Here is a 24,851-nt window from a genome sequence, read left to right on the forward strand (position 1 = left end):
GTTCCTCACAGTCCTGCGTGGGCGGCGATGGCGGCAGCGATGGCCAGGGCCAGCTCGCCCGGCTTGCGTTTGATCGAGTAGTTCAGCAGCTCCGGATGGTTGTCGACGAAGCTGGTATTGAACTGCCCGCTGCGGAAATCCGGATTGGCAAGAATCTGCTGGTAATAGGTGGCGGTGGTCTTCACGCCCTGCACGCGCATATCGTCCAATGCACGCGAACCGCGGGCGAGGGCTTCTTCCCAGGTCAGCGCCCAGACAATCAGTTTCAGACACATGGAGTCGTAGTACGGCGGAATGGTGTAGCCGGTGTAGATCGCCGTATCGGTGCGCACGCCGGGGCCGCCGGGGGCGTAGTAGCGGGTGATTTTGCCGAAGCAAGGCAAGAAGTTGTTACGCGGCTCTTCGGCGTTGATGCGGAACTGCAAGGCAAAGCCGCGATATTGAATGTCTTCCTGCTTGACCGAGAGCGGCAGGCCCGAGGCGATGCGGATCTGTTCGCGGACGATATCGATGCCGGTGATTTCCTCGGTGATGGTGTGCTCGACCTGCACCCGAGTGTTCATCTCCATGAAGTACACCTCGCCTTCAGCGAGCAGGAACTCCACGGTACCGGCGTTTTCGTAGCCTACCGCCTTGGCCGCACGCACGGCGAGGTCGCCAATATAAGCGCGTTGCTCCGGCGTCAGTTGAGGGCTTGGTGCGATCTCGATGAGTTTCTGATTGCGGCGCTGGATCGAGCAGTCGCGCTCGAACAGGTGCACGGTGTTGCCAAAGGCGTCGGCGAGGATCTGCGCCTCGATGTGCTTGGGCTCGACGATACACTTCTCAAGGAATACGTCTGCCGAACCGAAGGCTTTGGTGGCCTCCGAGATGACGCGCGGGTAGGCCTGAGCCAGTTCATCACGCGAGTTGCAGCGGCGGATCCCGCGACCGCCGCCACCTGAGGTGGCCTTTAGCATCACCGGATATCCGATACGGCCGGCCTCGGCCAGCGCCTCTTCGACATCCTTCACATTACCCTCGGTACCGGGCGTGACCGGCACGCCGGCCTTGATCATGCTGCGCCGGGCCTCGGTCTTGTCGCCCATACGGCGAATCACTTCAGCACTGGGGCCAACGAAGCGAATACCGCGCTCGGCGCAGATTTCCGCAAGTTCGGCGTTCTCGGACAGAAATCCGTAGCCTGGATGCAACGCATCGCAACCGGTCTCTACCGCCAGGTTTACCAGCTTGCGTGGGTTCAGGTAGCCGGCCAGTGGATCGTCGCCAATGAAATAGGCTTCGTCAGCACGCTTGACGTGCAACGCATGGCGGTCGGGCTCGGCAAACACCGCAACCGAGCGCACGCCCATTTCCGCACAGGCCCGCACGATGCGGACCGCGATTTCACCGCGGTTGGCGATCAGCAGCTTCTTGATCATGCTGTCATTCCCTCGGTCGATGAGCAGAAGGCCGCCTGACGGGGCCCATGTCACGCCTGCATCTTGTGCCGGCCCGTAAACCCTACGCCTCCCGGCATGATTACTGAAAATGAATAATAGTTTGACCGGGAATAAGTATTTACTTATACACCTAGCGAGTGGCTGACCAGACGGGGCCTAGCGACTCGTCCATTAACAGCAGGCTGCGACGGACAGCAGGGCGAGAAGATGCGAAAGAGCATGATGCGAATTACCCTGCGCCAGTTGCAGGTGTTCCGGGCGGTATGTGAAAGCCGCTCCTACAGCCGCGCGGCAGAAGAAATGGCGCTGACGCAGCCAGCCGTAAGCTTGCAGATTCGCCAACTCGAGGAGTTGATCGGGCAGCCGCTGTTCGACTATCTGGGCAGGAAGCTTTATCTGACTGCCGCGGCCGAGGCGCTCCAGCGCGCCAGCACCGACATCTTCGGGCGTCTGGACAGCCTGGATATGCAGCTGTCCGACATGCAGGGCTCACTACAGGGGCAGCTGAATCTAGCCGTCGAGTCGAGCGCCAAGTACATCACGCCGCACCTGTTCGCCGCGTTCAAAAGGAAGCATCCCGAGGTCAGCCTGGAGCTGGTCGTGGTCAACCACGCGCAGGCGGTCAAGCGACTGTCGATCAGTCGCGACGACCTATTGATCATGTCGCAAGTGCCAACCGACATGGACCTGGAATTCATGCCCTTTCTGAACAATCCCATCGTGGCAGTTGCGCCGGCTGATCATCCGTTGAGCCAGACCGCTGACCTGACCCTGCAGGACCTCACGGCCTATCCACTGATCGTACGTGAAGCAGGTTCAGGCACGCGCAAAGCCGGGGAAGACTATTTGCGCCAGAAACGCGCGCATTTCGCTCAGACGATACAGGTCGCATCGCTGGATGCGCTGCGCGAGGCGGTGATAGCCGGGCTGGGCGTGGCGCTGATGCCACGCCATGCGGTTCACCTGGAACTGGCTCACGGCCTACTGCAAGAACTGCCGGTTCAGGAATTGCCCTTGTACCGCAGCTGGTGCGTGGTGCATCCCAGAGCGAAGCGACTGAGCCCGGTCGCACAGGCGTTCTTTGCCTTCATCCGTGAAGAGCGCGCTCAGATCACCGCGCTGGCTGCGCGTTTTGCCGGTGTTCCGCCTGACCATCCAGCAGCGGGCTGACCATCAGCAGGTCGGGAAACTCCATCAGTTGCGCATGCAGCTGGCGCTGCTCGTCGTAGCTTTCGATGGCGCGGCGGAAATGCATACGGCGCTCGTCCTGTTGTTTGCGGCGAGCACGGGCATCGAGGTTGACATAGGCTTCACGGTGCTGGGACATGCGCGGTCTCCGGAACGGGTGTCGGGAGAGCCCAGCATCGAAGCCTCAGGTGACGCTGTCAGGACAAACAGATGACGGAGCGATGAACGCTGCTCAAAGGGTCGTGCGACGCATCAATCCTCGTGCGGCTTCACCGATTTCGGCGACAACCGCAGGCTGCGCAAACTGCGCTTCACGCTCTTGAGGTGATTGACCAGGCTCGGACCGCGCGCCATGGCGACACCCATCGCGAGCACATCGATCACCACCAGATGGGCAATGCGGGAGGTCAGTGGGGTATAGATCTCGGTGTCTTCCTGCACGTCAATGGCGAGATTGATCGTGGCCAGTTCCGCCAACGGCGTCTGGCTCGGGCAGAGGGTGATCAGCGTGGCACCTGACTCGCGTACCACGTTCGCGGTGATCAGCAGGTCCTTGGAGCGACCCGACTGGGATATGCAGATCGCCACGTCGCTGGGCTTCAGCGTGACAGCTGACATCGCCTGCATGTGCGGATCGGAATAGGCAGCTGCGCTGAGCAGCAGGCGGAAGAACTTGTGCTGGGCATCGGTGGCGACTGCACCGGACGCACCGAAGCCGTAGAACTCGACCCGCTCAGCCTTGGCCATCGCAGCCACTGCGCGCTCCAGCGCATCGGAGTCGAGCTTCTCGCGCACCTCCATCAGCGTGTGCAAGGTGGTGTCGAAGATCTTCAGCGCAAAGTCGGTAACCGAATCGTTTTCGCTAATGGCGAACTGGCCGAAACTGGCGCCGGCAGCCAGACTCTGGGCCAGTTTCAGCTTGAGATCCTGAAAGCCCAGACAACCGATGGCGCGACAGAACCGCACGATGGTTGGCTCGCTGACCCCTACCGTGTGGGCCAGATCGGCCATCGAACTGTGCATCACGGCGGCTGGATCGAGGAGCACATGGTCGGCCACTTTGAGTTCCGACTTGCGTAATGAACTTCTCGATTGAGCGATGTGTTGCAGCAGGTTCACGTGAGGGACTCGCTATGATCAAAACCCGGCAAGAATGGTCGAACGCTGCGGGTGCGCTCGCACCCGTCATGCCGGCTGGGTTGTAGTGGGCTTGTAGTTATACTACAAGCTTCGCAGTATCGCCCACCTATCGAGTCTGTCCACCTTTCTAGGAGTGACGCTGTGTCCATTTCCTGCGACATGCTGGTATTTGGCGGTACCGGCGACCTGGCACTACACAAACTCATCCCTGCGCTCTATTACCTGCACCGTGAGAAACGATTGCATGACGACGTGCGCATCGTTGCGATTGCCCGTCAGGACATCGATCTCGCCGCCTATATGGCTCTGGCCGAGCGGCATATCCGAGCCCAGATCGTGCGCACGGATTTCGAGGCTGATATCTGGAAAGCGTTCAGCCAGCGCCTCGACTATTTCTCGATGGACGCCACCCAGCGGGGCGAATACGTCCGCCTCGCACATCACCTTGGACAGGCGGAGGGCCGCGTGCGTGTGCACTACCTGGCCACCGCACCCAACCTGTTCGAGCCCATTGCATCGAACCTTGAAAGCGCGGGGCTCGCGGGCGAAGACGCGCGCATCGTGCTGGAGAAGCCGATCGGCCACTCGCTCAAGTCGGCGCTCGAGATCAACGAGGCCATCGGAAACGTATTTCCCGAATCGCGGATCTACCGGATCGACCACTACCTGGGCAAGGAAACGGTGCAGAACCTCATGGCCCTGCGCTTTGCCAACGCGCTGTTCGAGCCAATCTGGCGCAGCGGTCATATCGATCATGTTCAGATCACTGTGGCCGAGACCCTCGGCGTCGAAGAACGCGGCAGCTACTACGACCATGCCGGCGCAATGCGCGACATGCTGCAGAACCACCTGCTGCAACTGCTCTGCCTGGTGGCCATGGAAGCCCCGGTGCGCTTCGACGCAAAATCGATACGCGGCGAGAAGGTGAAAATATTGGAGGCCCTCAAGCCCATTACCGGCAATGACGTGCAGGACAAGACCGTGCGCGGCCAATACGTCGCGGGGCAGATCGGCGGTCAGGACGTGCAGGCCTACTACTTCGAGAAGGACGTCGATAACGACAGCGACACCGAGACCTTCGTCGCCGTCAAAGCCGAGATCGATAACTGGCGCTGGGCCGGCGTGCCCTTCTACCTTCGCACCGGCAAGCGCATGGCGAAGAAGCGCTCGGAGATCATCATCACCTTCAAGCAGGTACCGCACATGCTGTTCACCAAAGGTGAGGTCAATCGCCTGGTGATTCGCCTGCAGCCCGAGGAGAGCATCAGCCTGCAGCTCATGGCCAAGGCACCGGGCAAGGGAATGCAGCTGGAGCCCGTAGAGCTCGATCTCAATCTGGCCAAGGCATTCAGCAGCACACGTCGCTGGGAGGCCTACGAGCGGCTGTTGCTGGACGTCATCGAAGGCGACTCGACGCTGTTCATGCGCCGCGACGAAGTGGAAGCGGCATGGAATTGGGTCGACCCCATCCTCAGCGGCTGGCAGAGCCACTATCGCAAACCCAGGCCTTATCCGGCCGGAACCGACGGCCCGGAGCAGGCGCACCAGCTGATCGAGCATCAGGGACGCCAATGGTGGCGCTGAGCCAGTCAACGCAACCATTTGCCAGTCTCGCAAGATCGCTTCCAGCCCCGAACTAGAGCGGCTCGATACAACTTGTAGCAACTAACCCGCCGGACGTCTGGCAACTAGCGGGTGAACTTTCCGGCATCGCCTGATTGTGCTGCTGACAAAAAAATTTAATCAATGTGGATTGAGTCGCCATCTTCGTAATGCTGATCGCTGATATCTCTGCGCGAAGTTGGCGATGGAACTCGCTACTTATCATCCATCGATGACGGCTTGATTCATCGCCAACTTCTGTCAGTTGTGCCCATGCCAACTCGCAGGCTATAAACAGCTGAAATGGCCTCGCCAAAAATTCGCCAAAGCCCCGGCTGGCAAGGCCTACAGACAGGCACTGCCCTGCGCCGACACAGCGCGTGATCGCGTCGCAATCCGGTCGCTCGATCTCCCATACATCGACGTCCGAACCGGCATGTATATCCGGCTCTATATACCCGCCAGATCGGGACCACTCGCTGCGAATTTCGTAATAGTTCAACTTTCGCGATAAACGGCAAACTTCGGAGATATCCGTGGCGAATCCACCGCCATGATCGGTGACTTGGGTTGAGATTAATTTTTTGATGTGTTTATTCTAGTAAAGGATTTCAATCAGCAACCCCAAAGGTCTTGTTTTGAGTGTTCCTACCGTAACGCTCCGTCGCCCAACCGACGGCGACGGTTATCCCCTCCATGAGCTGGTGGCGCGCTGCCAACCTCTGGACACCAATTCGGCGTACTGCAACCTGCTGCAATGCACCGATTTCGCCGACACCTCCATTGCCGCCACAGACGCAGATGGACAATTGGTAGGTTTCATTTCCGGTTACTGCCCCCCTTCTCGCCCGGACACGCTCTTCGTCTGGCAAGTCGCGGTCGACGCTTCGATGCGCGGTCAGGGTCTGGCGCTACGCATGCTCATGGCATTGATCGCGCGGGTCGCCAGGGAGCAGGGCGTCAGCAATCTGGAAACCACTATCTCCCCGGACAACGGGGCATCTCAGGCGCTGTTCAAGAAGGCCTTCGCCAAACTTGGCGTCGACTACAGCACCCGAACCCTGTTCTCCCGCGCCGAACATTTCGCCGGCAAGCACGAAGACGAAGTGCTTTATCGCGCCGGCCCGTTCGCCGCCCCCCATTCAGAAGAAGAACTAGAGGAAAACGCATGAAAACTTTCGAACTGCACGAATCCGGCGTTCGCAGCTACTGCCGCTCCTTCCCAGTGGTCTTCAAGCAGGCCCGTGGCGCTGAACTCATCACTCGCGAAGGCAAGTCCTACATCGACTTCCTCGCAGGTGCCGGCACGCTGAACTACGGCCACAACCATCCGGTGCTCAAGCAGGCGCTGCTCGATTACATCGCCGCCGACGGCCTCACCCATGGCCTGGACATGTATTCCGAAGCGAAGGAGAACTTCCTCTCCACCTTCGACCGGCTGATCCTCAAGCCCCGCAACATGGACTACATCATGCAGTTCACCGGGCCGACCGGCACCAACGCGGTGGAAGCTGCGCTGAAGCTGGCACGCAAGGTGACTGGCCGCAACAACATCATCAGTTTCACCAACGGCTTTCACGGCTGCAGTATCGGCGCGCTGGCCGCGACCGGTAACAAGCACCACCGTGGCGCCGCCGGCGTTCCGCTGACTGATGTCAGCCGCATGCCCTACGCCAATTACTTCGGCGACAAGGTCAACACGATCGCGATGATGGACAAGCTGCTGACCGACCCGTCCAGCGGTATCGACAAGCCGGCTGCGGTGATCGTGGAAGTGGTACAGGGTGAAGGCGGTCTGAACGCCGCATCCGCCGAATGGGTACGCAAGCTCGAGAAGCTGTGCCGCAAGCACGAGATGCTGCTGATCATCGACGACATCCAGGCCGGTTGCGGCCGCACCGGCACCTTCTTCAGCTTTGAAGAGATGGGCATCAAGCCGGACATGATCACCCTGTCCAAATCGCTGTCGGGCTACGGCCTGCCGTTTGCCATGGTGCTGCTGCGCAAGGAGCTGGACCAGTGGAAGCCGGGCGAGCACAACGGGACCTTCCGCGGTAACAACCATGCGTTCGTCACTGCCGCGGCCGCCATCGAGCACTTCTGGAAGGACGACGAGTTCGCCAACAGCGTCAAGACCAAGGGCAAGCGCATCGCCGACGGCATGAACAAGATCGTCCGCCGCTATGGTCCGGATTCGCTGTTCGTGAAGGGCCGCGGCATGATGATCGGCATCAGCTGCCCAGACGGCGACACCGCTGCCGCTATCTGCCGCCACGCATTCGAGAACGGTCTGGTCGTTGAGACCAGCGGCGCCCACAGCGAAGTGGTCAAGTGTCTCTGCCCGCTGATCATCAGCGAAGAACAGATCGACAAGGCCATGAGCATCCTGGACAAGGCGTTCGCCGCCGTGATGTCCGATCAAGCCGCCAACCAAGCTTCTTGAGGATCAGAAAAGATGATCGTACGTACCCTGGCCGAATGCGAGCAGTCCAATCGCAAGATCAAGACCGAAACCTGGGACAGCACCCGGATGCTGCTCAAGGACGACAAGATGGGCTTCTCGTTCCACATCACCACCATCTACGCCAACACCGAGACGCACATTCACTACCAGAACCATCTGGAGTCGGTGTACTGCATGAGCGGCAACGGTGAAATCGAGACCATCGCAGACGGCAAGATCTACAAGATCGAGCCCGGCACCCTGTACATCCTCGACAAGCACGACGAGCACCTGCTCCGTGGTGGCAGTGAGGAAATGAAGCTGGCGTGCGTGTTCAACCCGCCACTCAACGGCAAGGAAGTGCATGACGAGAGCGGTGTTTATCCGCTCGAGGCCGAAACCGTAGTCTGACGCGACTCCGCAGGGCGGCTGCACCCCGCCCTGCGACACCCGAATCAAGGAGAGCCTAAAGTGAACCCCGTGCAAGCCGACCTGTACCCTTCGCGCCAGCACGACGAACCCAGCTGGCAAGAACGTCTGGATCCGGTCGTCTACCGCAATGACCTATCCAACGCCCCGATTGCACCAGAGCAGATCGAACGCTTCGAGCGTGACGGTTACCTGGTCATCCCCAATCTGTTCAGCGCCGAGGAAGTCGCGGTGTTCCGCGAAGAACTCGATCGCATGCGCCAGGATCCGGCCGTCGCCGAGTCCGGCAAGACCATCAAGGAACCCGACAGCGGCGCGATCCGTTCGGTGTTCGCCATCCACCAGGACAATGAGCTGTTTGCTCGAATCGCTGCCGATGAGCGGACCGCAGGCATCGCCCGCTTCATTCTTGGCGGCGACATCTATGTGCATCAGTCGCGGATGAACTTCAAACCCGGCTTTACCGGCAAAGAGTTCTACTGGCACTCGGATTTCGAGACTTGGCACGTCGAAGACGGCCTGCCGCGCATGCGCACGCTAAGCTGCTCGATCCTGCTCACCGACAACGAGCCGCACAACGGTCCGTTGATGCTCGTGCCCGGATCGCACAAGCATTTCATCCGTTGCGTTGGTGCGACGCCCGAGAACCACTACGAGAAATCCCTGCGCAAGCAGGAGTTCGGTGTACCGGATCACGACAGCCTGACCCAACTCGCGGACCGTTACGGCATCGATACCGCCACCGGCCCGGCAGGCAGCGTAGTGTTTTTCGACTGCAACACCATGCACGGCTCGAACAGCAACATCACCCCCAGTGCACGCAGCAACCTGTTCTACGTCTACAACCACGTGGATAATCAGGCGCAGGCACCCTTCTGCGGGCTTTCGCCTCGTCCGGCCTTTGTTGCCGAGCGCGAGCATTTCGAGCCCCTGCAGATTCAGAAACAGCAATATCTCTGACGTACCCGATCAGGCCCGCATACCGGGCCTGCTCTTTCTTGGCGGCCGAAAGGCGGCCCAGGGATGAAAATTCACCCCCAAGACGGGACGATGAATCGATGCATACCGTAGAAAAAATCGGCGGCACATCCATGAGCCGCTTCGATGAGCTGTTGGACAATATCTTCATCGGCGGCCGCGAGGGCGATGCGCTCTACCAGCGCGTATTCGTCGTATCAGCCTATAGCGGCATGACCAACCTGCTGCTCGAACACAAGAAGACCGGCGAGCCCGGCGTCTACCAGCGCTTCGCCGATGCCCGCAACGAAGGCGCCTGGCTCGATGCGCTGGAAACCGTCCGTGAGCGGATGCTTGGCAAGAATGCCGAGCTGTTCGGCGACTTCGAGCTGCGTGCCGCCAACCAATTCATCAACTCGCGTATCGACGATGCGCGTGAGTGCATGAGCAGCCTGCAGCGCCTCTGCGCCTACGGCCATTTCCAGCTCGACGAACATTTGATGAAGGTGCGCGAAATGCTTGCCTCTCTCGGCGAGGCGCACAGCGCATTCAATTCGGTGCTGGCGCTCAAGCACCGCGGCGTCAACGCCAAGATGGTCGATCTCACTGGCTGGCACCGCGACGCGCCGCTGCCCTTCGAGGAGATGGTCCGTCACAGCTTCACGGAGGTGGATTTGTCCCGTGAGCTGGTCGTAGCCACCGGCTATACGCACTGCAGCGAGGGCCTGATGAACACCTTCGACCGCGGCTACAGCGAGATCACCTTTGCCCAGATTGCTGCTGCGACCGGTGCTCGGGAAGCGATCATTCACAAGGAGTTTCACCTCTCCAGCGCCGATCCGAATCTCGTCGGTGCCGACAAGGTGGTGACCATCGGCCGGACCAACTATGACGTGGCTGACCAGCTGTCGAACCTGGGCATGGAAGCGATCCATCCGCGTGCAGCCAAGACGCTGCGCCGCGCTGGTATCGAACTCCGCATCAAAAACGCCTTCGAGCCCGATCACGCCGGCACGCTCATCAGCCAGGACTACAAGAGCGAGCGGCCCTGTGTCGAGATCATCGCCGGGCGCAAGGACGTCTTTGGCATAGAGGTGTTCGATCAGGACATGCTCGGCGACGTCGGCTACGACATCGAGATCAGCAAACTGCTCAAGCAATTGCGCCTCTACGTGGTGAACAAGGACTCCGACGCCAACAGCATCACCTACTACGCATCGGGCTCGCGCAAGCTCATCAACCGCGCCGCGCGGCTGATCGAGGAAAAGTATCCGGCTGCGGAAGTCACGGTACATAACGTGGCCATCGTCTCGGCGATCGGTTCCGACCTCAAGGTCAAGGGCATCCTGGCCAAGACCGTGGCAGCGCTGGCCGGCGCCGGGATCAGCATCCAGGCCGTGCATCAGTCGATCCGCCAGGTCGAGATGCAGTGTGTGGTCAACGAGGAAGACTACGATGACGCCGTCGCGGCCTTGCACCGCGCGCTGATCGAGCCGGAAAACCATGGCGATGTAATCGCCGCGGCCTAGTCACTCGGCGCCATTGCAACACGAACCGCCGGATCTGGTGCCCGCTAGGTCCGGCGGTTTGCCGTCTGCCATTCGCTTGCCGCTTCAGTCATACGGCGTCGCCGATACCAGCCCGCGAAGAACACCAGCGCCAGGATAAGCTCGGCCAGATCACCGCCGTAGTACATCAGCTGCGCTGCGGCTTCGATCTCGGCCAAGTCGAGCCCTGCGTCTCGAGGGTAGCCGTACGCATACATCAGCTTGCCGAGCACAGCATGGGCGGCGACGGCGACGAACAGGACGGCCAACCGCACCCGCATCCCTGGCCGATGGGGCGCGGGGTCCGGTCCGGCGATGGACCAGCTGAACAAATAGCCAGCCAGCACGAAATGCAGGTGCAGCCAGATGTGCAAAACCGGCTCGCTGAAGCTGAGCTGATACAGCGGCGTAAGGTAGAGCAAGTAGAGCGCGCCGATATCAAGCAGCAATGCTGTGACGGGATGAGTGACACAGCGCACCGGCGTGGTTCCGGCGAGACTGGTGATGCGCCGTGCAGTGATCACCGGCAAGCTGCGCAGCAACAGCGTGCCCGGCGCCCCGAGCATCAAAGCGATAGGCGCGAACATGCCAAGCAATAGGTGCTGAGCCATATGCCCGCGCAGATCGGAATGCCCCCATTCCACCATCGGTGGCGAGAACGCCAGCACCAACAGCCCGCAACCGAGGCTGAAACTGATTAACCGCCAGCAATGCCAGGTCTTGCGCTGCTTACGCTGGGCACGGACACCCAGCACATAGGCAAACCATATCCCCTGCGTCAGCAGTACCAAAAAAAACGTTCCAGCCAGGGTCAACAAATGAGCATTGTGACTCACAGGCTACTCACCCCCCCTCTGCTGCACGCTGGGGCGGGCTCTACGCCAGATGATGAAACCCACCGCCAGGAGCAGCACACCGAAGCCATTCCAGGCCAAATCGTAGGGCCACAGATTATCGACGTAGCGCACCTGATGCACGCGCAGCACCTTGTGATCAACGATGCCGTCGAACAACTGAAAGCCGCCGGCGCCGAAGAACAGTCCCGCCCAGGCGTGCAGGCGCGACACTGCCTGACTACGACTCAACCGGACGAACAGGTAAAAGCCGGCCGCCAGCATCAGCAGCTCAGCCGAATGCAACAAGCCATCGGACAGCAGCGAGATGGCAGGCGTTGAACGGTCGAAAAAATGGTGCCAGGCGAGGATTTGATGAAAAACGATCTCATCGATCGCCGCCATCAAACCGATCCCAAGAAAGATCGTCGCGGTCAGGCTGCCTCTGGCATCGACGAGGTTGGCGCTCACGATGGCCTCCGGAAGGTAACGGGCTGGCTCGCATCGGAGCTTGGTGCGCTCGACCCAAGCCCTGTCTAAGAGTGACTTGGCGCAGGCTCAGGAGTTCGTCTTTCACTTGATCTGGCGGGGCGAAAAGCGTTGGGCAACCCGATAGAATCCGCACACTTTATGTTGGTATACAGAGCCACTGCACCATGACCCACTCGTGCACCGAACTGCTGTCGCCCGCCGGCACCCTGAAATCCATGCGTTACGCCTTTGCCTATGGCGCCGACGCGGTCTACGCGGGACAGCCGCGTTACAGCCTGCGCGTGCGCAACAATGAGTTCGACCACGCCAACCTTCGCCTGGGCATCGACGAGGCTCATGCCCAGGGCAAGCAGTTCTACGTGGTGGTCAATATCGCGCCGCACAACGCCAAGCTGCGCACCTTCATAAAGGATTTGGAGCCGGTGGTCGCGATGGGCCCCGATGCACTGATCATGTCCGATCCGGGGCTGATCATGCTGGTTCGCCAGCATTTCCCGGAGATGACCATTCATCTCTCGGTGCAGGCCAACGCGGTGAACTGGGCGAGCGTCGAGTTCTGGCGTCAGCAGGGCCTGACCCGCACCATTCTTTCCCGCGAGCTGTCCTTGGAAGAGATTGGCGAAATCCGCGAAAAGGTGCCGGGCATGGAGTTGGAAGTGTTCGTTCACGGCGCGCTGTGCATGGCCTACTCCGGGCGTTGCCTGCTCTCCGGCTACATCAACAAGCGCGACCCCAATCAGGGCTCCTGCACCAATGCCTGTCGCTGGGCGTACAAAGCCCACGAGGGCAAGGAAGACGAGCTGGGCAACATCGTCCAGCAGTACCAGCCGATTCCGCTCCAGCAGCTTGACCACGACCGAAGCCAGCCGACCCTGGGCGCGGGTGCGCCAACTGATCAGGTGTTCCTGCTCGAGGACAGCAGCCGTCCTGGCGAGATGATGGAAGCCTTCGAGGACGAGCACGGCACCTACATCATGAATTCCAAGGACCTGCGCGCCGTGCAGCATGTCGAGCGGCTGGTACAGATGGGCGTGCACTCGCTTAAGATTGAAGGCCGCACCAAATCCCATTACTACGTGGCGCGTACAGCGCAGGTCTACCGCAAGGCGATCGACGATGCACTCGCTGGCAGACCCTTCGATAAATCACTGATGGACACCCTGGAATCGCTGGCTCACCGCGGCTACACCGAAGGCTTCCTGCGCCGTCATGTCCACGACGAGTACCAGAACTACGAGCGCGGCTTCTCATTGTCGGACCGCCAGCAGTTCGTCGGCGAGATGACCGGGGAGCGGCGCAACGGGCTGGCTGAGGTAATCGTCAAGAACCGCTTCGCCGTGGGTGACCGCCTCGAGCTCATGACCCCGGAAGGCAATCTGAACTTCCGCCTGGACGCCCTGGAAAACAAGCGCGGCGAACGCACAGAAGTGGCGCCGGGTGATGGGCATGTGCTGTACCTGCCGGTGCCGGACAGCGTCAACCTTCAGCATGCGCTGGTGATGCGCGAGCTGGACGGCAGCGCGCACCGCGGCTAGCGAGACGGGCCATTCCTGAGTCGGCGAGGCTTGTCAGACCAACAGCTTGATGAACTCTTCGGCCGGCACGGGCCGGCTGATCAGATAGCCCTGCATCTCGTCACAGTTGTGCGCCTTAAGAAATTCCGCCTGCGCCTGGGTCTCGACACCCTCAGCCACGACTTTCAATTCCAAACTGTGCACCATGGCAATGATTGCGCGAACGATGGCCGAGTCTTCACCTACTTGATCCAGCTCGGAGATGAAAGAGCGGTCGATCTTCACGTAGTCAACCGGAAACCGCTTGAGGTAGCTGAGCGATGAATAGCCGGTGCCGAAATCGTCGATGGCCAGTTTTACGCCCAGCCCGCGCAATTGACGACTGATGCTGACGGCATTGTCGATGTCATCGAGCAACTGGCTTTCGGTCAGTTCCAGCTCGAGCCGGTCGGCCGGTAGACCTGTCTCTTCCAGCACCTGCCGCACTAGGCTGACGAAATTGCCCTGGCGCAACTGCTTGACGGACAGGTTCACCGAGACCCTAATGGCCGCCAATCCTTCGAGTTGCCATTGACGCGCCTGTCGGCAGGCCTCGCGCAACACGAACTCGCCAAGCGGGATGATCAGACCGGTTTCCTCGGCCAGGGGAATGAAAAATCCCGGCGCGATCAGGCCCTTTTGTGGATGGCGCCAGCGCACCAGCGCTTCGGCCGCATCCAGGCTGTCATCCTTCACGTTCAATCGCGGTTGATAGAACACCTCCAGCTGGCCATCCTCGAGTGCGTGACGCAGCTGGTTCTCCAGCTTGAGATTTTCCAGGCTCGACACCTGCAAGCGCTCTGTGAAGAACTGCAGGGTATTACCCCCTAGATGTTTGGCGTGTTGCATGGCCATATTGGCCTGCAGCAACAACGTCGTCGCCTCACGTGAATTGTCCGGCATCAGGCTCGCGCCAATGGACGCGCCCACTACCACCTCCTGGTCGTCGAGATGAATCGGTTTTCTGATGCGCGTCAGCAGCCGGCTGGCCGTATGCGCCAGGCTCGCCAGGCTGCCATAGCCATCGAGCACCACCACGAACTCGTCACCGGACAGGCGTGCAATGGTGTCGGCATCCGAGAGCGTGTGCGAAAGGCGGCGGGACACCTCGCGCAACAGCTGATCCGCAACTTCGTGCCCGAGGCTTTCGTTAAGAATCTTGAAGCGGTCCAGGTCGATATACAGGACGGCAAGCCCGCGGTTGCTGTTACGGCTGCGTTCGCATGCACTGTGCAGCCGTTCCTTGAGGAGGGTCCGATTGGCCAGCCCGGTGAGTTCGTCATAGTAGGTCAGGTAGCGCAGCCGCTCCTCGACCTGCCGCCGAACGCTGAGGTCGGATACGAAGGCGACCACATTGGTGATGTTGCCGTGCACGTCCCGCACCACCCGCATCTGTGCCCATTGCGGATACACCTCGCCATTCTTGCGCGTCTCGATCAGCTCGCCTTGCCAGCTATCGTGTTGCGCCAGGCTTTCACGAATCGTGGCGTACTGCTGGCGGCTGTCCTCGGAACTGGCGAGCAGGGCGACGCTTTCACCGATGAGCTCCTCTCGACTGAAGCCGGACAGATTACAGCAGGCCTGATTGACCGCCAGCAGTCGGAACTCGGGGTCCATGATCGCCATGCCCTCACCCGCGGCCTCGAACACCGTCGCGGCCAACCGCAATTGCTCGGCTTGCCGATGACTCTCGCTGATGTCTCGCCGGGTACCGATCATGCGCAAGGCGCGCCCTTCCGCGTCACGCTCGATCACCCGGCCGCGGTCTTCGATCCAGATCGACCTACCGTTGGTCAGCATCGCACGGTACTGCACCGAGTAACTGTCGGTCTTGCCCTTCAGGTGATCGATCAGGTCCTGCCGAACGCGCGGCCCGTCCTCGTGATGCACTTCGGGTCGCTGCTGATCGGCCAGCCGCAGCCGGTCGCTCCGACCAACACCAAAAATCACATCCATCCTCGAATGATGGACATCACCATTGGCCATGTCCCAATCCCACATTCCCAACTCACTGGCTTCCAGCGCCAGCGTCAACCGTGCCTCGCTTTCACGAAGCGCTGCAGTGCGCTCGACTACCCGCCGTTCGAGCCCGTCAAAGGCTTCTCGCAGCCGACCCTCGGCATACCGGCGCTGTTCGATTTCCCGAGCCAGCTCGCCGTTCAGTTCAGTGGCCTCACCACGCATGCTTTCCAATCGCCGAATCAGCAACTGATTTTGTAGCCGTTGCGCGAGGCTAGCCGTCACCAGCCGGTTCATTTGCCAGGCGATCATGCACAGCGTCAGCAGCAGGATCGCCGCCAGCAGACCCCACCCCTGCAGCTGGGGCTCTCCACTGCCCAGCAGCACGCCCACAGCGGGAAGCAGCCCAGGAATGACAAAGGCACCGAACGCTCGAGGCGATACGCCGCACGCCACGCCGCCGGCGAAAAATACCGAGCCGAGCGAGCCAAGCAGTAGCGTCTGTTGAAGGAAAGACCCGCCTAGCGCCAGCTCGATGATGGCGTAGTTCAGCGTTACCGCGCTGGCGACGCTGGTCAGCAGGAAGGATCGATACCAGCGGGGGCGTTTACGTTCGTCAGCGCTGGCCTTGACAAAGCTAAGTGTCTGCTGCAGCCGCAAAAGAGCGAGCGCCAAGGTCACGCCCGACCAGATCGACAATTGCAGCTTTGGCGCTTCCGCCCAAAGCACAATGGGAAAGACCAGGCTGGTGATGATCATCAGCACCAGCGCAAGCCGGGAACCCTCGTAGAGCAGCCGCGTACGCTCGGCCCGCTGGTCAATCTTGGCGAGGTTGAAAGCGGCGGGGTCCTCCATGGCCATGGACGCCGCCGAGTTGGCTTGTGCGGAATCGATCATCAGGCTGTTCTTATAATAGATGTCTGGAGCAGGGCGTTCACTGCAGCACGCCCCGATAATGGCACGACGCTAGCGTCCGGTCATCGCCTGTCCGACCAAAGACCGTGAACGACGATACGCAGGTATCGATCAGGCGGATATTCAAAGACGGGCCGACCGCAGCCATACGGCTCTGGAGGCCCGCTCCGTCTACCCAGCCAAGCATTCAACTTACCCCCGGCGTCACTGGCGTCCGTCCGTTGAACGAGCGGCACGACCCGGTTTCCGGCTAGAATGGCGCCATGCATGACGATCTCTCCCTCCTCCTGAACTCCCTGAACGATGCCCAGCGCCAGGCCGTAGCCGCGCCGCTGGGGCGTCAATTGGTCCTCGCCGGTGCCGGTTCGGGCAAAACCCGCGTACTGGTGCACCGCATCGCCTGGCTGCACCAGGTCGAACGCGCATCATTGCACTCGATCCTTTCAGTGACCTTTACCAACAAGGCCGCCGCAGAGATGCGTCATCGCATCGAGCAGCTGATGAAGGTCAACCCGCAAGGCATGTGGGTCGGCACCTTCCACGGCCTGGCGCATCGCCTGCTTCGCGCCCACTGGCAGGAAGCGAAGCTGGCGCAGAACTTCCAGATCCTCGATTCGGACGATCAGCAGCGCCTGGTCAAGCGGGTGATTCGCGATCTCGGCCTCGACGAGCAGCGCTGGCCAGCGCGTCAGGCCCAGTGGTGGATCAACGGGCAGAAGGACGAAGGCCTGCGGCCCAAGCATATCCAGCCCAGCGGCGACTTGTTCCTGGCGACCATGCTGAGCATCTACCAGGCCTACGAGGACGCCTGCGCACGCGCCGGGGTCATCGACTTCTCCGAGCTGCTGCTGCGCGCGCTGGATCTGTGGCGCGACAATCCGGGCCTGCTGGATCATTATCAGCGGCGCTTCCGCCACATCCTGGTGGACGAGTTCCAGGACACCAACGCCGTCCAGTACGCCTGGCTGCGCCTGTTGGCCAAGGGCGGCGATAGCTTGATGGTGGTGGGCGACGACGATCAGTCGATTTACGGATGGCGCGGCGCGCGGGTGGAAAACCTGCACCAGTTCAGCGAAGACTTCCAGGATGCCGAAACCATCCGACTGGAGCAGAACTACCGCTCCACCGCCTGCATCCTCAAGGCCGCCAACGCGCTGATCGCCAACAATCAGGGTCGCCTGGGCAAGGAACTGTGGACCGAGGGCTGCGAAGGCGAGCCGATCAGCCTGTACGCCGCCTTCAATGAACACGACGAAGCGCGCTACGTGGTCGAGAGCATCGAAAAGGCCATCCGCGACGGCATGAGCCGCAGCGAGATCGCCATTCTATATCGCTCCAACGCTCAGTCCCGGGTACTCGAAGAAGCGCTGCTGCGCGAACGTATCCCCTATCGAATCTATGGCGGCCAACGCTTCTTCGAGCGCGCCGAGATCAAGAACGCCATGGCCTACCTGCGCCTGATCCAGGCGCGGGACAACGACGCGGCGCTGGAGCGCGTGATCAACGTGCCGGCGCGCGGGATTGGTGAAAAAACCGTCGAATGCCTGCGCCAGCTGGCCCGACAGCAGGAAACATCCATGTGGGCCGCGCTGCACCAGGCCGTTGGCACCAAGGTGGTGTCGGGCCGTGCCGCCAGCGCCTTGAACGGCTTCGTCGAGTTGATCGACACGCTCGCGCTGAAGGTCGAAGGCATGCAGCTGCACAACATGACGCAGCTGGTCATCGAGCAATCCGGGCTGCTGGCCTATCACCGCGACGAAAAGGGCGAGAAGGCCCAGGCGCGGGTGGAAAACCTCGAGGAACTGGTGTCCGCTGCGCGCGCCTTCGACCACTACAGTGAAGAGGAAGAAGACGAGCAGACCCCGCTTGCCGCTTTCCTCGACCACGCCTCGCTGGAAGCCGGCGAGCAGCAGGCCGGCGACCACGAAGACAGCGTGCAGCTGATGACCCTGCACAGCGCCAAGGGTCTGGAATTCCCACTGGTTTTCCTCGTCGGCATGGAAGAAGGCCTGTTCCCGCACAAGATGAGTCTGGAAGAGCCGGGCCGCCTCGAAGAGGAACGCCGCCTGGCCTATGTCGGCATCACCCGCGCCATGCAGCAGCTGATCGTGACCTACGCCGAAACCCGTCGGCTCTACGGCAGCGAGACCTACAACAAGATTTCGCGCTTCGTGCGGGAGCTGCCGCCCGCGCTGGTCAGCGAAGTACGCCTGAGCAACACCGTCAGCCGCAGCTTCAATAGCCGCGGCATGAGCGGCGGCTCACTGTTCGACGGCGCCAACGTGCCGGAGACGCCATTCAATCTCGGTCAGCGCGTCCGCCATTCGCTGTTCGGCGAGGGCACCATTCTCAACTTCGAAGGCTCCGGCGCCCAGGCCCGCGTGCAAGTGAATTTCGAGAGTGAAGGAAGCAAGTGGTTGATGCTCAGTTATGCCAAACTGGAAGCGCTATGACGTTTACGTCAACCTGTACCGATACTAATAAAATTCGCCAAAGGAAATAGCCATTCATGAAACGCCGTCACTTGTTTGGTGCCGCCGCTGCCCTGCTTGCCTCCCTCAGCCTTGCAGGCTGCAACGACGAGAAGAAAGTCGAACCCACCGCCGAGCCGCAAGCTGCCGCTAGCGAAGCGCCCAAGACCTACAACTGGAAAATGGTTACCGCCTGGCCGAAGAACTACCCCGGCCTGGGCACCGCCGCTCAGCGCTTGGCTGATCGTGTCAGCACCATGAGCGATGGTCGCCTGACCATCAAGGTCTATGCTGCCGGTGAGCTGGTTCCAGCGCTGGAAGTGTTCGACGCCGTCTCGCGTGGCACGGCCGAGCTGGGCCACGGCGCGGCGTACTACTGGAAGGGTAAGGTCCCGACCGCACAGTTCTTCACCTCGGTTCCGTTCGGACTGTCTACCAGCGAGATGAACGCCTGGCTGACCCGTGGCGACGGCCAGAAATTCTGGGAAGAGGCCTATGCCCCATATGGCGTGAAGCCGATGGTAGTCGGTAACACTGGCATGCAGATGGGCGGCTGGTACAACAAGGAAATCAACTCGCTGCAGGACCTCAAGGGCCTGAAGATCCGCATGCCGGGTCTGGGTGGCGAAGTACTGAGCCGCCTCGGCGCGACCACCGTCAATATGCCCGGCGGTGAGGTGTTCACCGCGCTGCAGACCGGTGCCATCGACGCCTCGGACTGGGTCAGCCCTTACAATGACCTCGCCTTTGGCCTACATAAAGCTGCCAAGTACTACTATTACCCAGGCTGGCAGGAGCCCCAGGCCGTGCTGGAGCTGCTGGTCAACGAGAAGGCATTGGCAGCCCTGCCGGAAGATTTGCGGGCGATCCTCACCGAAGCGGCCCTCGCCGCGAGCCGTGACATGATGGACGACTACGTCTACAACAACGCCATGGCGCTCGACCAGCTGAAGCAGCAAGGCGCCGAGCTGAAGCGCTTCCCCGATGAAGTGCTGAGCGCCATGCGTGAACAGTCCGACGTCGTTCTGGGCGAGCTGGCTGCGCAAAGCGAGCTGAACGGCCGCATCTGGGCCTCGATGAAGGCGTTCCAGGCGCAGGTCAAGCCGATGCACGAAATCTCCGAAAAAGAGCTGTATAACTGGCGTTGAGTCAGATGCTCCGCTGCGCTTGCCGTCGAGCTTGCAAGCGCAGCGAAGCAAAAGCCCGAAACACTCTATAACTGGCGTGCCCGCACCGGGCCATGCACCATCAGCGCCGTATCATCATTCAATCAGGAATACCAAATGCAACGTGTGCTCAGCATTTTCATGGCCCTGTGTATCAGCCTGACCTTTAGCCTTGACGTTCACGCCAAGCGCTTCGGCGGCGGCAAGAGCTTCGGCTCTGCGCCCAGCCATCAGACTCGCCAGGCACCCCAACAGACTCAGGCAGCAGCGCCCAACCAGGCTGGCCGTCAGACTCCCGCAGCTGCCAGTGGCGCATCGCGCTGGCTCGGCCCGCTGGCCGGTCTCGCCGCAGGTGGTCTGCTGGCCTCGATGTTCATGGGTGATGGCTTCGAAGGCATCCAGTTCATGGATATCCTGATCTTTGGCTTGATCGCCTTCCTGCTGTTCCGCTTCCTCGCCGCGCGCCGTCGTCAGCAGCAGCCTGCGATGGCCGGACACGGACATGGAAACGCACCGATGCAGCGTGAGATGCCTGCTCAGCAGTCGATCTTCGGTGGCAGCAGTGCCGCTCGTGCGGCTGCCGCACCGATGATCAACGCACCCGCCTGGTTCAACGAGCAGAACTTCGTCTCTGCCGCTCGTGAGCATTTCCTGTCGCTGCAGCAGCACTGGGACGCCAACGAGATGGACAAGATCGGCGAGTTCGTCACACCGCAGCTGCTGGAGTTCCTCAAGCGCGAGCGTGCCGAAATTGGCGATGCCTACCAGTCCACCTACATCGACGATCTGCAGATTCAGCTCGACGGTGTGGACGATCAGGCCGACAAGACCATCGCCACCCTGACCTTCGTCGGCGTGTCGAAGAACTCGCGTTTCGATCAGGGCGAGCCGTTCAGCGAAAGCTGGCGCATGGAGCGAGCCCAGGGCGAGAATCAGCCATGGCTGGTTGCCGGTATCCGCCAAAACGCCTGAGTTGATGTTTGACGCGACTCCGCTGCGCACAGAGTCGTTTGAGAAAAGCCCCGCCCCGTTGGCGGGGCTTTTTGTTTGCGCCTTGCATCACTGACTGAACACAACAAACCGACAGCCGTAGGCGCGGCCTCCGTCGGCCGCGCCTACGGCTGAATAATCCGGCCATGCGCCGCCTATCCGCTGGCCCTTTCAAAACCCGCTCACCGGCTCTGGCCTGTGCCTATCGTGGCGACCGCTCGCTGAACCCTGCCCGTAAATGGACGTCTATGCTGTTCGCATAGCAGTAATAGTCGAGAGGTCCTGCGTGTCAGGCAGCATCGAAACACGGCCCGGTGGGCGACACAGCGGTAACCAGAGCAGCCATTTCACGGCACACCCATATTGGGTGCACCCACGATGAGCAGCGTTCGCCTGCCTTCCGTCGACAAGTTGCTGCGAGATCCGGCCTGCGCACCGCTGCAGCAGCGTTATGGCCGTGATGCCCTGCTGGGCACCCTGCGCGATCTGCTCGACGAATTGAGAGAGCCGGCGCGTCACGGTCAGCTGGCCGCGCTGGAGCTGTCCGAAGCGGTGCTTGCGGGCCGCGCCGGCGAACGGCTCGCCAATCAACACCGTAGCCGCGTACGCCGCGTCTTCAACCTGACCGGCACGGTGCTGCACACCAACCTCGGCCGCGCGTTACTGCCTGATGAAGCCGTCGAGGCGATCACCCTCGCGGCACGTTATCCGCTCAACCTCGAATTCGACCTGGCCACCGGCAAGCGCGGCGATCGCGACGACCTGATCGAAGGGCTGATCCGTGAGCTGACCGGCGCCGAAGCCGTCACGGTGGTCAACAACAATGCCGCCGCCGTGCTGCTGGCGCTGAACAGCCTTGGCGCCCGCAAGGAAGGCATCATTTCCCGTGGTGAGCTGATCGAGATCGGCGGCGCCTTTCGCATCCCCGACATCATGGCCCGCGCCGGTGTGAAGCTGCATGAGGTGGGCACCACCAACCGCACCCACGCCAAGGACTACGAAGCCGCGATCAATCCGCGCAGCGGCCTGTTGATGCGTGTTCATACCAGCAACTACAGCGTGCAGGGCTTCACCGCCAGCGTCGCCACCGCCGAGCTGTCGCAGATTGCCCATGCACACGGTCTGCCATTGCTTGAAGACCTCGGCAGTGGCAGCCTGGTTGACCTCTCGGGTTGGGGCCTGCCCAAGGAACCCACCGTTCAGGAAGCCTTGCGCGACGGTGCGGACATCGTCACTTTCAGCGGCGACAAGCTGCTCGGCGGCCCACAGTCAGGGCTTATCGTTGGCAGCCGCGAGCTGATCCAGAAGATCAAGAAGAACCCGCTCAAGCGCGCCCTGCGGGTGGACAAGCTGACCCTTGCTGCGCTGGAAGCGGTGCTCAACCTCTATCGCGATCCTGATCGCCTTGCCGAGCGACTGACCAGCCTGCGCCTGCTCAGCCGTCCACACGCGGACATCCGCACCCAGGCCGAACGCCTGGCGTCAACGCTGGCCAGCGCACTGGGCGAGCCCTGGCAGGTCACGGTCGAAAACACCCTTGGCATGATCGGCAGTGGGGCTCAACCCGTGGCCCGCCTGCCAACTGCTGCCCTGTGTATTCGTTCGCAACAGCCCCGGCGCCTTCGTGGCCGCAGCCTGCGCTTGCTGGAAGAAGCCCTGCGCGGCTTGCCAATCCCGATCCTCGGTCGGGTAGCCGAAGACGCGCTCTGGCTCGACCTGCGCCAGCTCGATGACGAGCCAGCATTCCTGGAACAATTGCCCCACCTCGAGCAGGAGCTGGCCAGATGATCATCGGCACCGCTGGCCACATCGACCACGGCAAGACAACGCTGCTCAAAGCATTGACCGGCCAGGAGGGCGACCGCCGCCAGGAAGAACGTCTGCGCGGCATTACGATCGATCTGGGCTACCTCTATGCCTCCCTCGGTGAGAATGACCTCACCGGATTCATCGACGTGCCGGGCCACGAGCGCTTCGTTCACAACATGCTCGCCGGGGCCTGTGGCATCGACTGTGTGCTGCTGGTGGTCGCCGCCGATGACGGCGTGATGCCACAGACCCGCGAACATCTGGCCATCGTCGAACTGCTGGGAATCCGCCGCGCGCTGGTGGCATTAACCAAGATAGACCGCGTCGAACCCGCCCATGTCCAGGCCGTCTGCGAACAGCTCGAGGCGTTGCTGCAACCCGGCCCGCTGGCCGGCGCGCCAATCTTCCCGGTATCCAGCGTGACCGGTGAAGGCGTCGAACCCCTTCGGGCCGCACTCCTCGCACAGGCCGAAACCCTGCGCAAACGCAGCGAAGACAACCATTTCCGTCTCGCCATCGACCGTGCCTTCAGCGTGACCGGCGCAGGCGTGGTGGTGACTGGCACCGCTTTCGCCGGCCAGGTGCGTGTGGGCGACGAGCTGACCATGAGTCCGGCCGGTCGGTCCGTGCGAGTACGCGGCCTGCACGCGCAGAACCAGAAGGCCGAGCAGGCGCAAGCGGGCCAGCGGGTCGCCCTCAACATCGCCGGCGACCGGCTCTCGGTCGAGCACATCAGCCGCGGCGACTGGCTGGTGAAGCCCCAACTGCAAGCCGCGACGCGACGCATCGATATCGAATTCACCCTGCTGCCCAGCGAGGCCCGCGCGCTCAAGCACTGGACGCCCGTCCACATCCACCTTGGTGCGCAGGACGTCACCGGCCGCATCGCCCTGCTCGAAGGCGAATGCCTCGCGCCGGGCGGGCATGTGCATGCCCAACTTCTACTTAACGCGCCGGCCCATGCGGTACACGGTGACCGCGTCGTGCTGCGCGACCAGTCTGCCCAGCGCACCCTTGGCGGTGGCCGCGTACTCGACCCCTTCGCGCCGCCACGCAACAAACATCGCCAGGCTCGCCTCGCACAGCTACGGGCACTCAGCGGCGAGACACTGGAAGACATTCTGCCGGCACTTCTGCCCAGCGCCCTCAACGGGCTGGAGCCTGCGTTGCTGGAGCGCCAGTTCAACCGGCCACGCCACACCTGGCGGCTGCCGGCCGAAGCGCTGGAAATCAGCACACGGGTGGGCACCCGCCTGTTCGATCGCGGCACCTGGGATTACCTCAACGAAAGCATCATCGTCGCCCTGCAGCGCTTCCACGAACAGCAGCCGGACGAGCTCGGCCCGGACCGCGACCGCCTGCGCCGGTACGCGCTGCCCTTGGTGGAGCGCGCCGTATTTATCGCCTTGCTGGAACGCGCCTTGGCCAACGGCCAGATCGAAGCCAGCGGCCCCTGGCTGCACCTGCCGGGGCACCGGGTACGCCTGACCGACGAAGAAGAGGCGCTGAAGGCCAGGCTATGGCCATTGCTCGCCTCCAGCCGCTTCGACCCGCCCTGGGTCCGTGACATCGCGCGTGAGCTTGATGTTGAGGAAGAACAGGTCCGTCAGCTACTGCGCAAATTGGCGCGCATCGGTGCGCTGCAACAAGTGGTGAAAGACCTCTTCTACCCCGAGCAGACCATCCGCCTGCTGGCCGATCAGGTCTTGCAGATGGAGCGCCAAGCCGGCGTCATCCGCGCCGCTGCCTTCCGCGACCAGATCCAGCTGGGCCGCAAACGCAGCATCCAGCTGCTCGAACACTTCGACCGCATCGGCTTCACCCGCCGCTTCGGCAACGAGCGCAAGGTGCGACAGGACAGCGCCTTGGCCTCAGATGCTGAGGTCAGGTAGGCTGTCCCACGCTTTATGACCGA

19 protein-coding genes are annotated in these 24,851 nt (G+C 61.6%); 13 read left to right on the plus strand and 6 right to left on the minus strand.

Annotated elements, in window-relative coordinates:
• Positions 1 to 5: 5 nt before the first annotated feature.
• On the minus strand, positions 6 to 1,421 hold the full coding sequence (locus JQR87_RS18800) for an acetyl-CoA carboxylase biotin carboxylase subunit (protein WP_407294320.1): 1,416 nt from the start codon (positions 1,419 to 1,421) through the stop codon (positions 6 to 8).
• Between the two features lie 228 nt (positions 1,422 to 1,649).
• Here JQR87_RS18800 and JQR87_RS18805 point away from each other — a divergent pair, with 228 nt between their 5' ends.
• Positions 1,650 to 2,612, plus strand: a complete 963-nt coding sequence (locus JQR87_RS18805; RefSeq protein ID WP_407294318.1) for a LysR family transcriptional regulator — start codon at positions 1,650 to 1,652, stop codon at positions 2,610 to 2,612.
• Here the strand turns inward: JQR87_RS18805 and JQR87_RS18810 are convergent.
• Positions 2,554 to 2,769, minus strand: a complete 216-nt coding sequence (locus JQR87_RS18810; RefSeq protein ID WP_407294316.1) for a PA3496 family putative envelope integrity protein — start codon at positions 2,767 to 2,769, stop codon at positions 2,554 to 2,556. The genes JQR87_RS18805 and JQR87_RS18810 overlap by 59 nt on opposite strands.
• Positions 2,770 to 2,882: 113 nt before the next feature.
• Positions 2,883 to 3,749, minus strand: coding sequence for a transcriptional regulator HexR (gene hexR / locus JQR87_RS18815; RefSeq protein WP_407294315.1), 867 nt, complete (start codon positions 3,747 to 3,749; stop codon positions 2,883 to 2,885).
• 162 nt (positions 3,750 to 3,911) lie between these two features.
• On the opposite strand from hexR, the gene zwf reads away from it, so the two are divergent.
• From zwf to JQR87_RS18845, 6 genes are all read left to right on the plus strand, one after another.
• Entirely contained in the window at positions 3,912 to 5,354 is a 1,443-nt protein-coding gene (gene zwf, locus JQR87_RS18820) for a glucose-6-phosphate dehydrogenase (RefSeq protein WP_407294313.1), read from the plus strand.
• A 656-nt stretch (positions 5,355 to 6,010) separates the two neighbouring features.
• Positions 6,011 to 6,544: a diaminobutyrate acetyltransferase gene (gene ectA / locus JQR87_RS18825; RefSeq protein WP_407294311.1), complete on the plus strand. Its 534-nt coding sequence runs from the start codon at positions 6,011 to 6,013 to the stop codon at positions 6,542 to 6,544.
• Positions 6,541 to 7,815, plus strand: coding sequence for a diaminobutyrate--2-oxoglutarate transaminase (ectB, locus tag JQR87_RS18830; protein ID WP_407294309.1), 1,275 nt, complete (start codon positions 6,541 to 6,543; stop codon positions 7,813 to 7,815). The genes ectA and ectB overlap by 4 nt, the downstream gene beginning before the upstream one ends.
• Positions 7,816 to 7,827: 12 nt before the next feature.
• On the plus strand, positions 7,828 to 8,226 hold the full coding sequence (locus tag JQR87_RS18835; protein ID WP_407294307.1) for an ectoine synthase: 399 nt from the start codon (positions 7,828 to 7,830) through the stop codon (positions 8,224 to 8,226).
• Between the two features lie 69 nt (positions 8,227 to 8,295).
• Positions 8,296 to 9,204 carry an ectoine hydroxylase gene (thpD, locus tag JQR87_RS18840; protein WP_407297894.1) on the plus strand — a complete coding sequence of 303 codons (909 nt, stop codon included), beginning with the start codon at positions 8,296 to 8,298 and terminating at the stop codon, positions 9,202 to 9,204.
• Between the two features lie 98 nt (positions 9,205 to 9,302).
• Positions 9,303 to 10,730 carry an aspartate kinase gene (locus JQR87_RS18845; protein ID WP_407294305.1) on the plus strand — a complete coding sequence of 476 codons (1,428 nt, stop codon included), beginning with the start codon at positions 9,303 to 9,305 and terminating at the stop codon, positions 10,728 to 10,730.
• Positions 10,731 to 10,774: 44 nt separating this feature from the next.
• Here JQR87_RS18845 and JQR87_RS18850 read toward each other — a convergent pair whose 3' ends face one another.
• Together JQR87_RS18850 and JQR87_RS18855 are read right to left on the minus strand one after the other, a co-directional pair.
• Entirely contained in the window at positions 10,775 to 11,584 is an 810-nt protein-coding gene (locus tag JQR87_RS18850) for a cytochrome c oxidase assembly protein (protein ID WP_407294303.1), read from the minus strand.
• 3 nt (positions 11,585 to 11,587) lie between these two features.
• Positions 11,588 to 12,052 (minus strand): DUF2243 domain-containing protein, encoded by a 465-nt coding sequence (locus JQR87_RS18855; RefSeq protein ID WP_407294301.1) that lies wholly within the window; start codon positions 12,050 to 12,052, stop codon positions 11,588 to 11,590.
• Between the two features lie 185 nt (positions 12,053 to 12,237).
• Here JQR87_RS18855 and yegQ point away from each other — a divergent pair, with 185 nt between their 5' ends.
• Positions 12,238 to 13,608, plus strand: a complete 1,371-nt coding sequence (gene yegQ / locus JQR87_RS18860) for a tRNA 5-hydroxyuridine modification protein YegQ (protein ID WP_407294299.1) — start codon at positions 12,238 to 12,240, stop codon at positions 13,606 to 13,608.
• Positions 13,609 to 13,641: 33 nt separating this feature from the next.
• Here the strand turns inward: yegQ and JQR87_RS18865 are convergent, their stop codons facing one another.
• Positions 13,642 to 16,482, minus strand: coding sequence for a putative bifunctional diguanylate cyclase/phosphodiesterase (locus JQR87_RS18865; protein ID WP_407294297.1), 2,841 nt, complete (start codon positions 16,480 to 16,482; stop codon positions 13,642 to 13,644).
• 281 nt (positions 16,483 to 16,763) lie between these two features.
• Between JQR87_RS18865 and uvrD the strand changes: the two genes are divergently transcribed.
• The 5 genes from uvrD (at position 16,764) to selB (ending at position 24,828) form a co-directional block, all read left to right on the plus strand.
• Entirely contained in the window at positions 16,764 to 18,953 is a 2,190-nt protein-coding gene (gene uvrD, locus JQR87_RS18870) for a DNA helicase II (protein ID WP_407294295.1), read from the plus strand.
• A 56-nt stretch (positions 18,954 to 19,009) separates the two neighbouring features.
• Positions 19,010 to 20,119, plus strand: a complete 1,110-nt coding sequence (locus tag JQR87_RS18875; protein WP_407294293.1) for a TRAP transporter substrate-binding protein — start codon at positions 19,010 to 19,012, stop codon at positions 20,117 to 20,119.
• Positions 20,120 to 20,254: 135 nt separating this feature from the next.
• Positions 20,255 to 21,109 carry a Tim44 domain-containing protein gene (locus JQR87_RS18880; RefSeq protein ID WP_407294291.1) on the plus strand — a complete coding sequence of 285 codons (855 nt, stop codon included), beginning with the start codon at positions 20,255 to 20,257 and terminating at the stop codon, positions 21,107 to 21,109.
• 396 nt (positions 21,110 to 21,505) lie between these two features.
• Positions 21,506 to 22,915, plus strand: coding sequence for an L-seryl-tRNA(Sec) selenium transferase (gene selA / locus JQR87_RS18885; protein ID WP_407294289.1), 1,410 nt, complete (start codon positions 21,506 to 21,508; stop codon positions 22,913 to 22,915).
• Positions 22,912 to 24,828: a selenocysteine-specific translation elongation factor gene (selB, locus tag JQR87_RS18890; protein WP_407294288.1), complete on the plus strand. Its 1,917-nt coding sequence runs from the start codon at positions 22,912 to 22,914 to the stop codon at positions 24,826 to 24,828. Before selA ends, selB begins: the two co-directional genes overlap by 4 nt.
• Positions 24,829 to 24,851 lie beyond the last annotated feature (23 nt).

Source organism: Stutzerimonas stutzeri (genome assembly GCF_051028275.1).
Lineage (GTDB): Bacteria > Pseudomonadota > Gammaproteobacteria > Pseudomonadales > Pseudomonadaceae > Stutzerimonas > Stutzerimonas stutzeri_AS.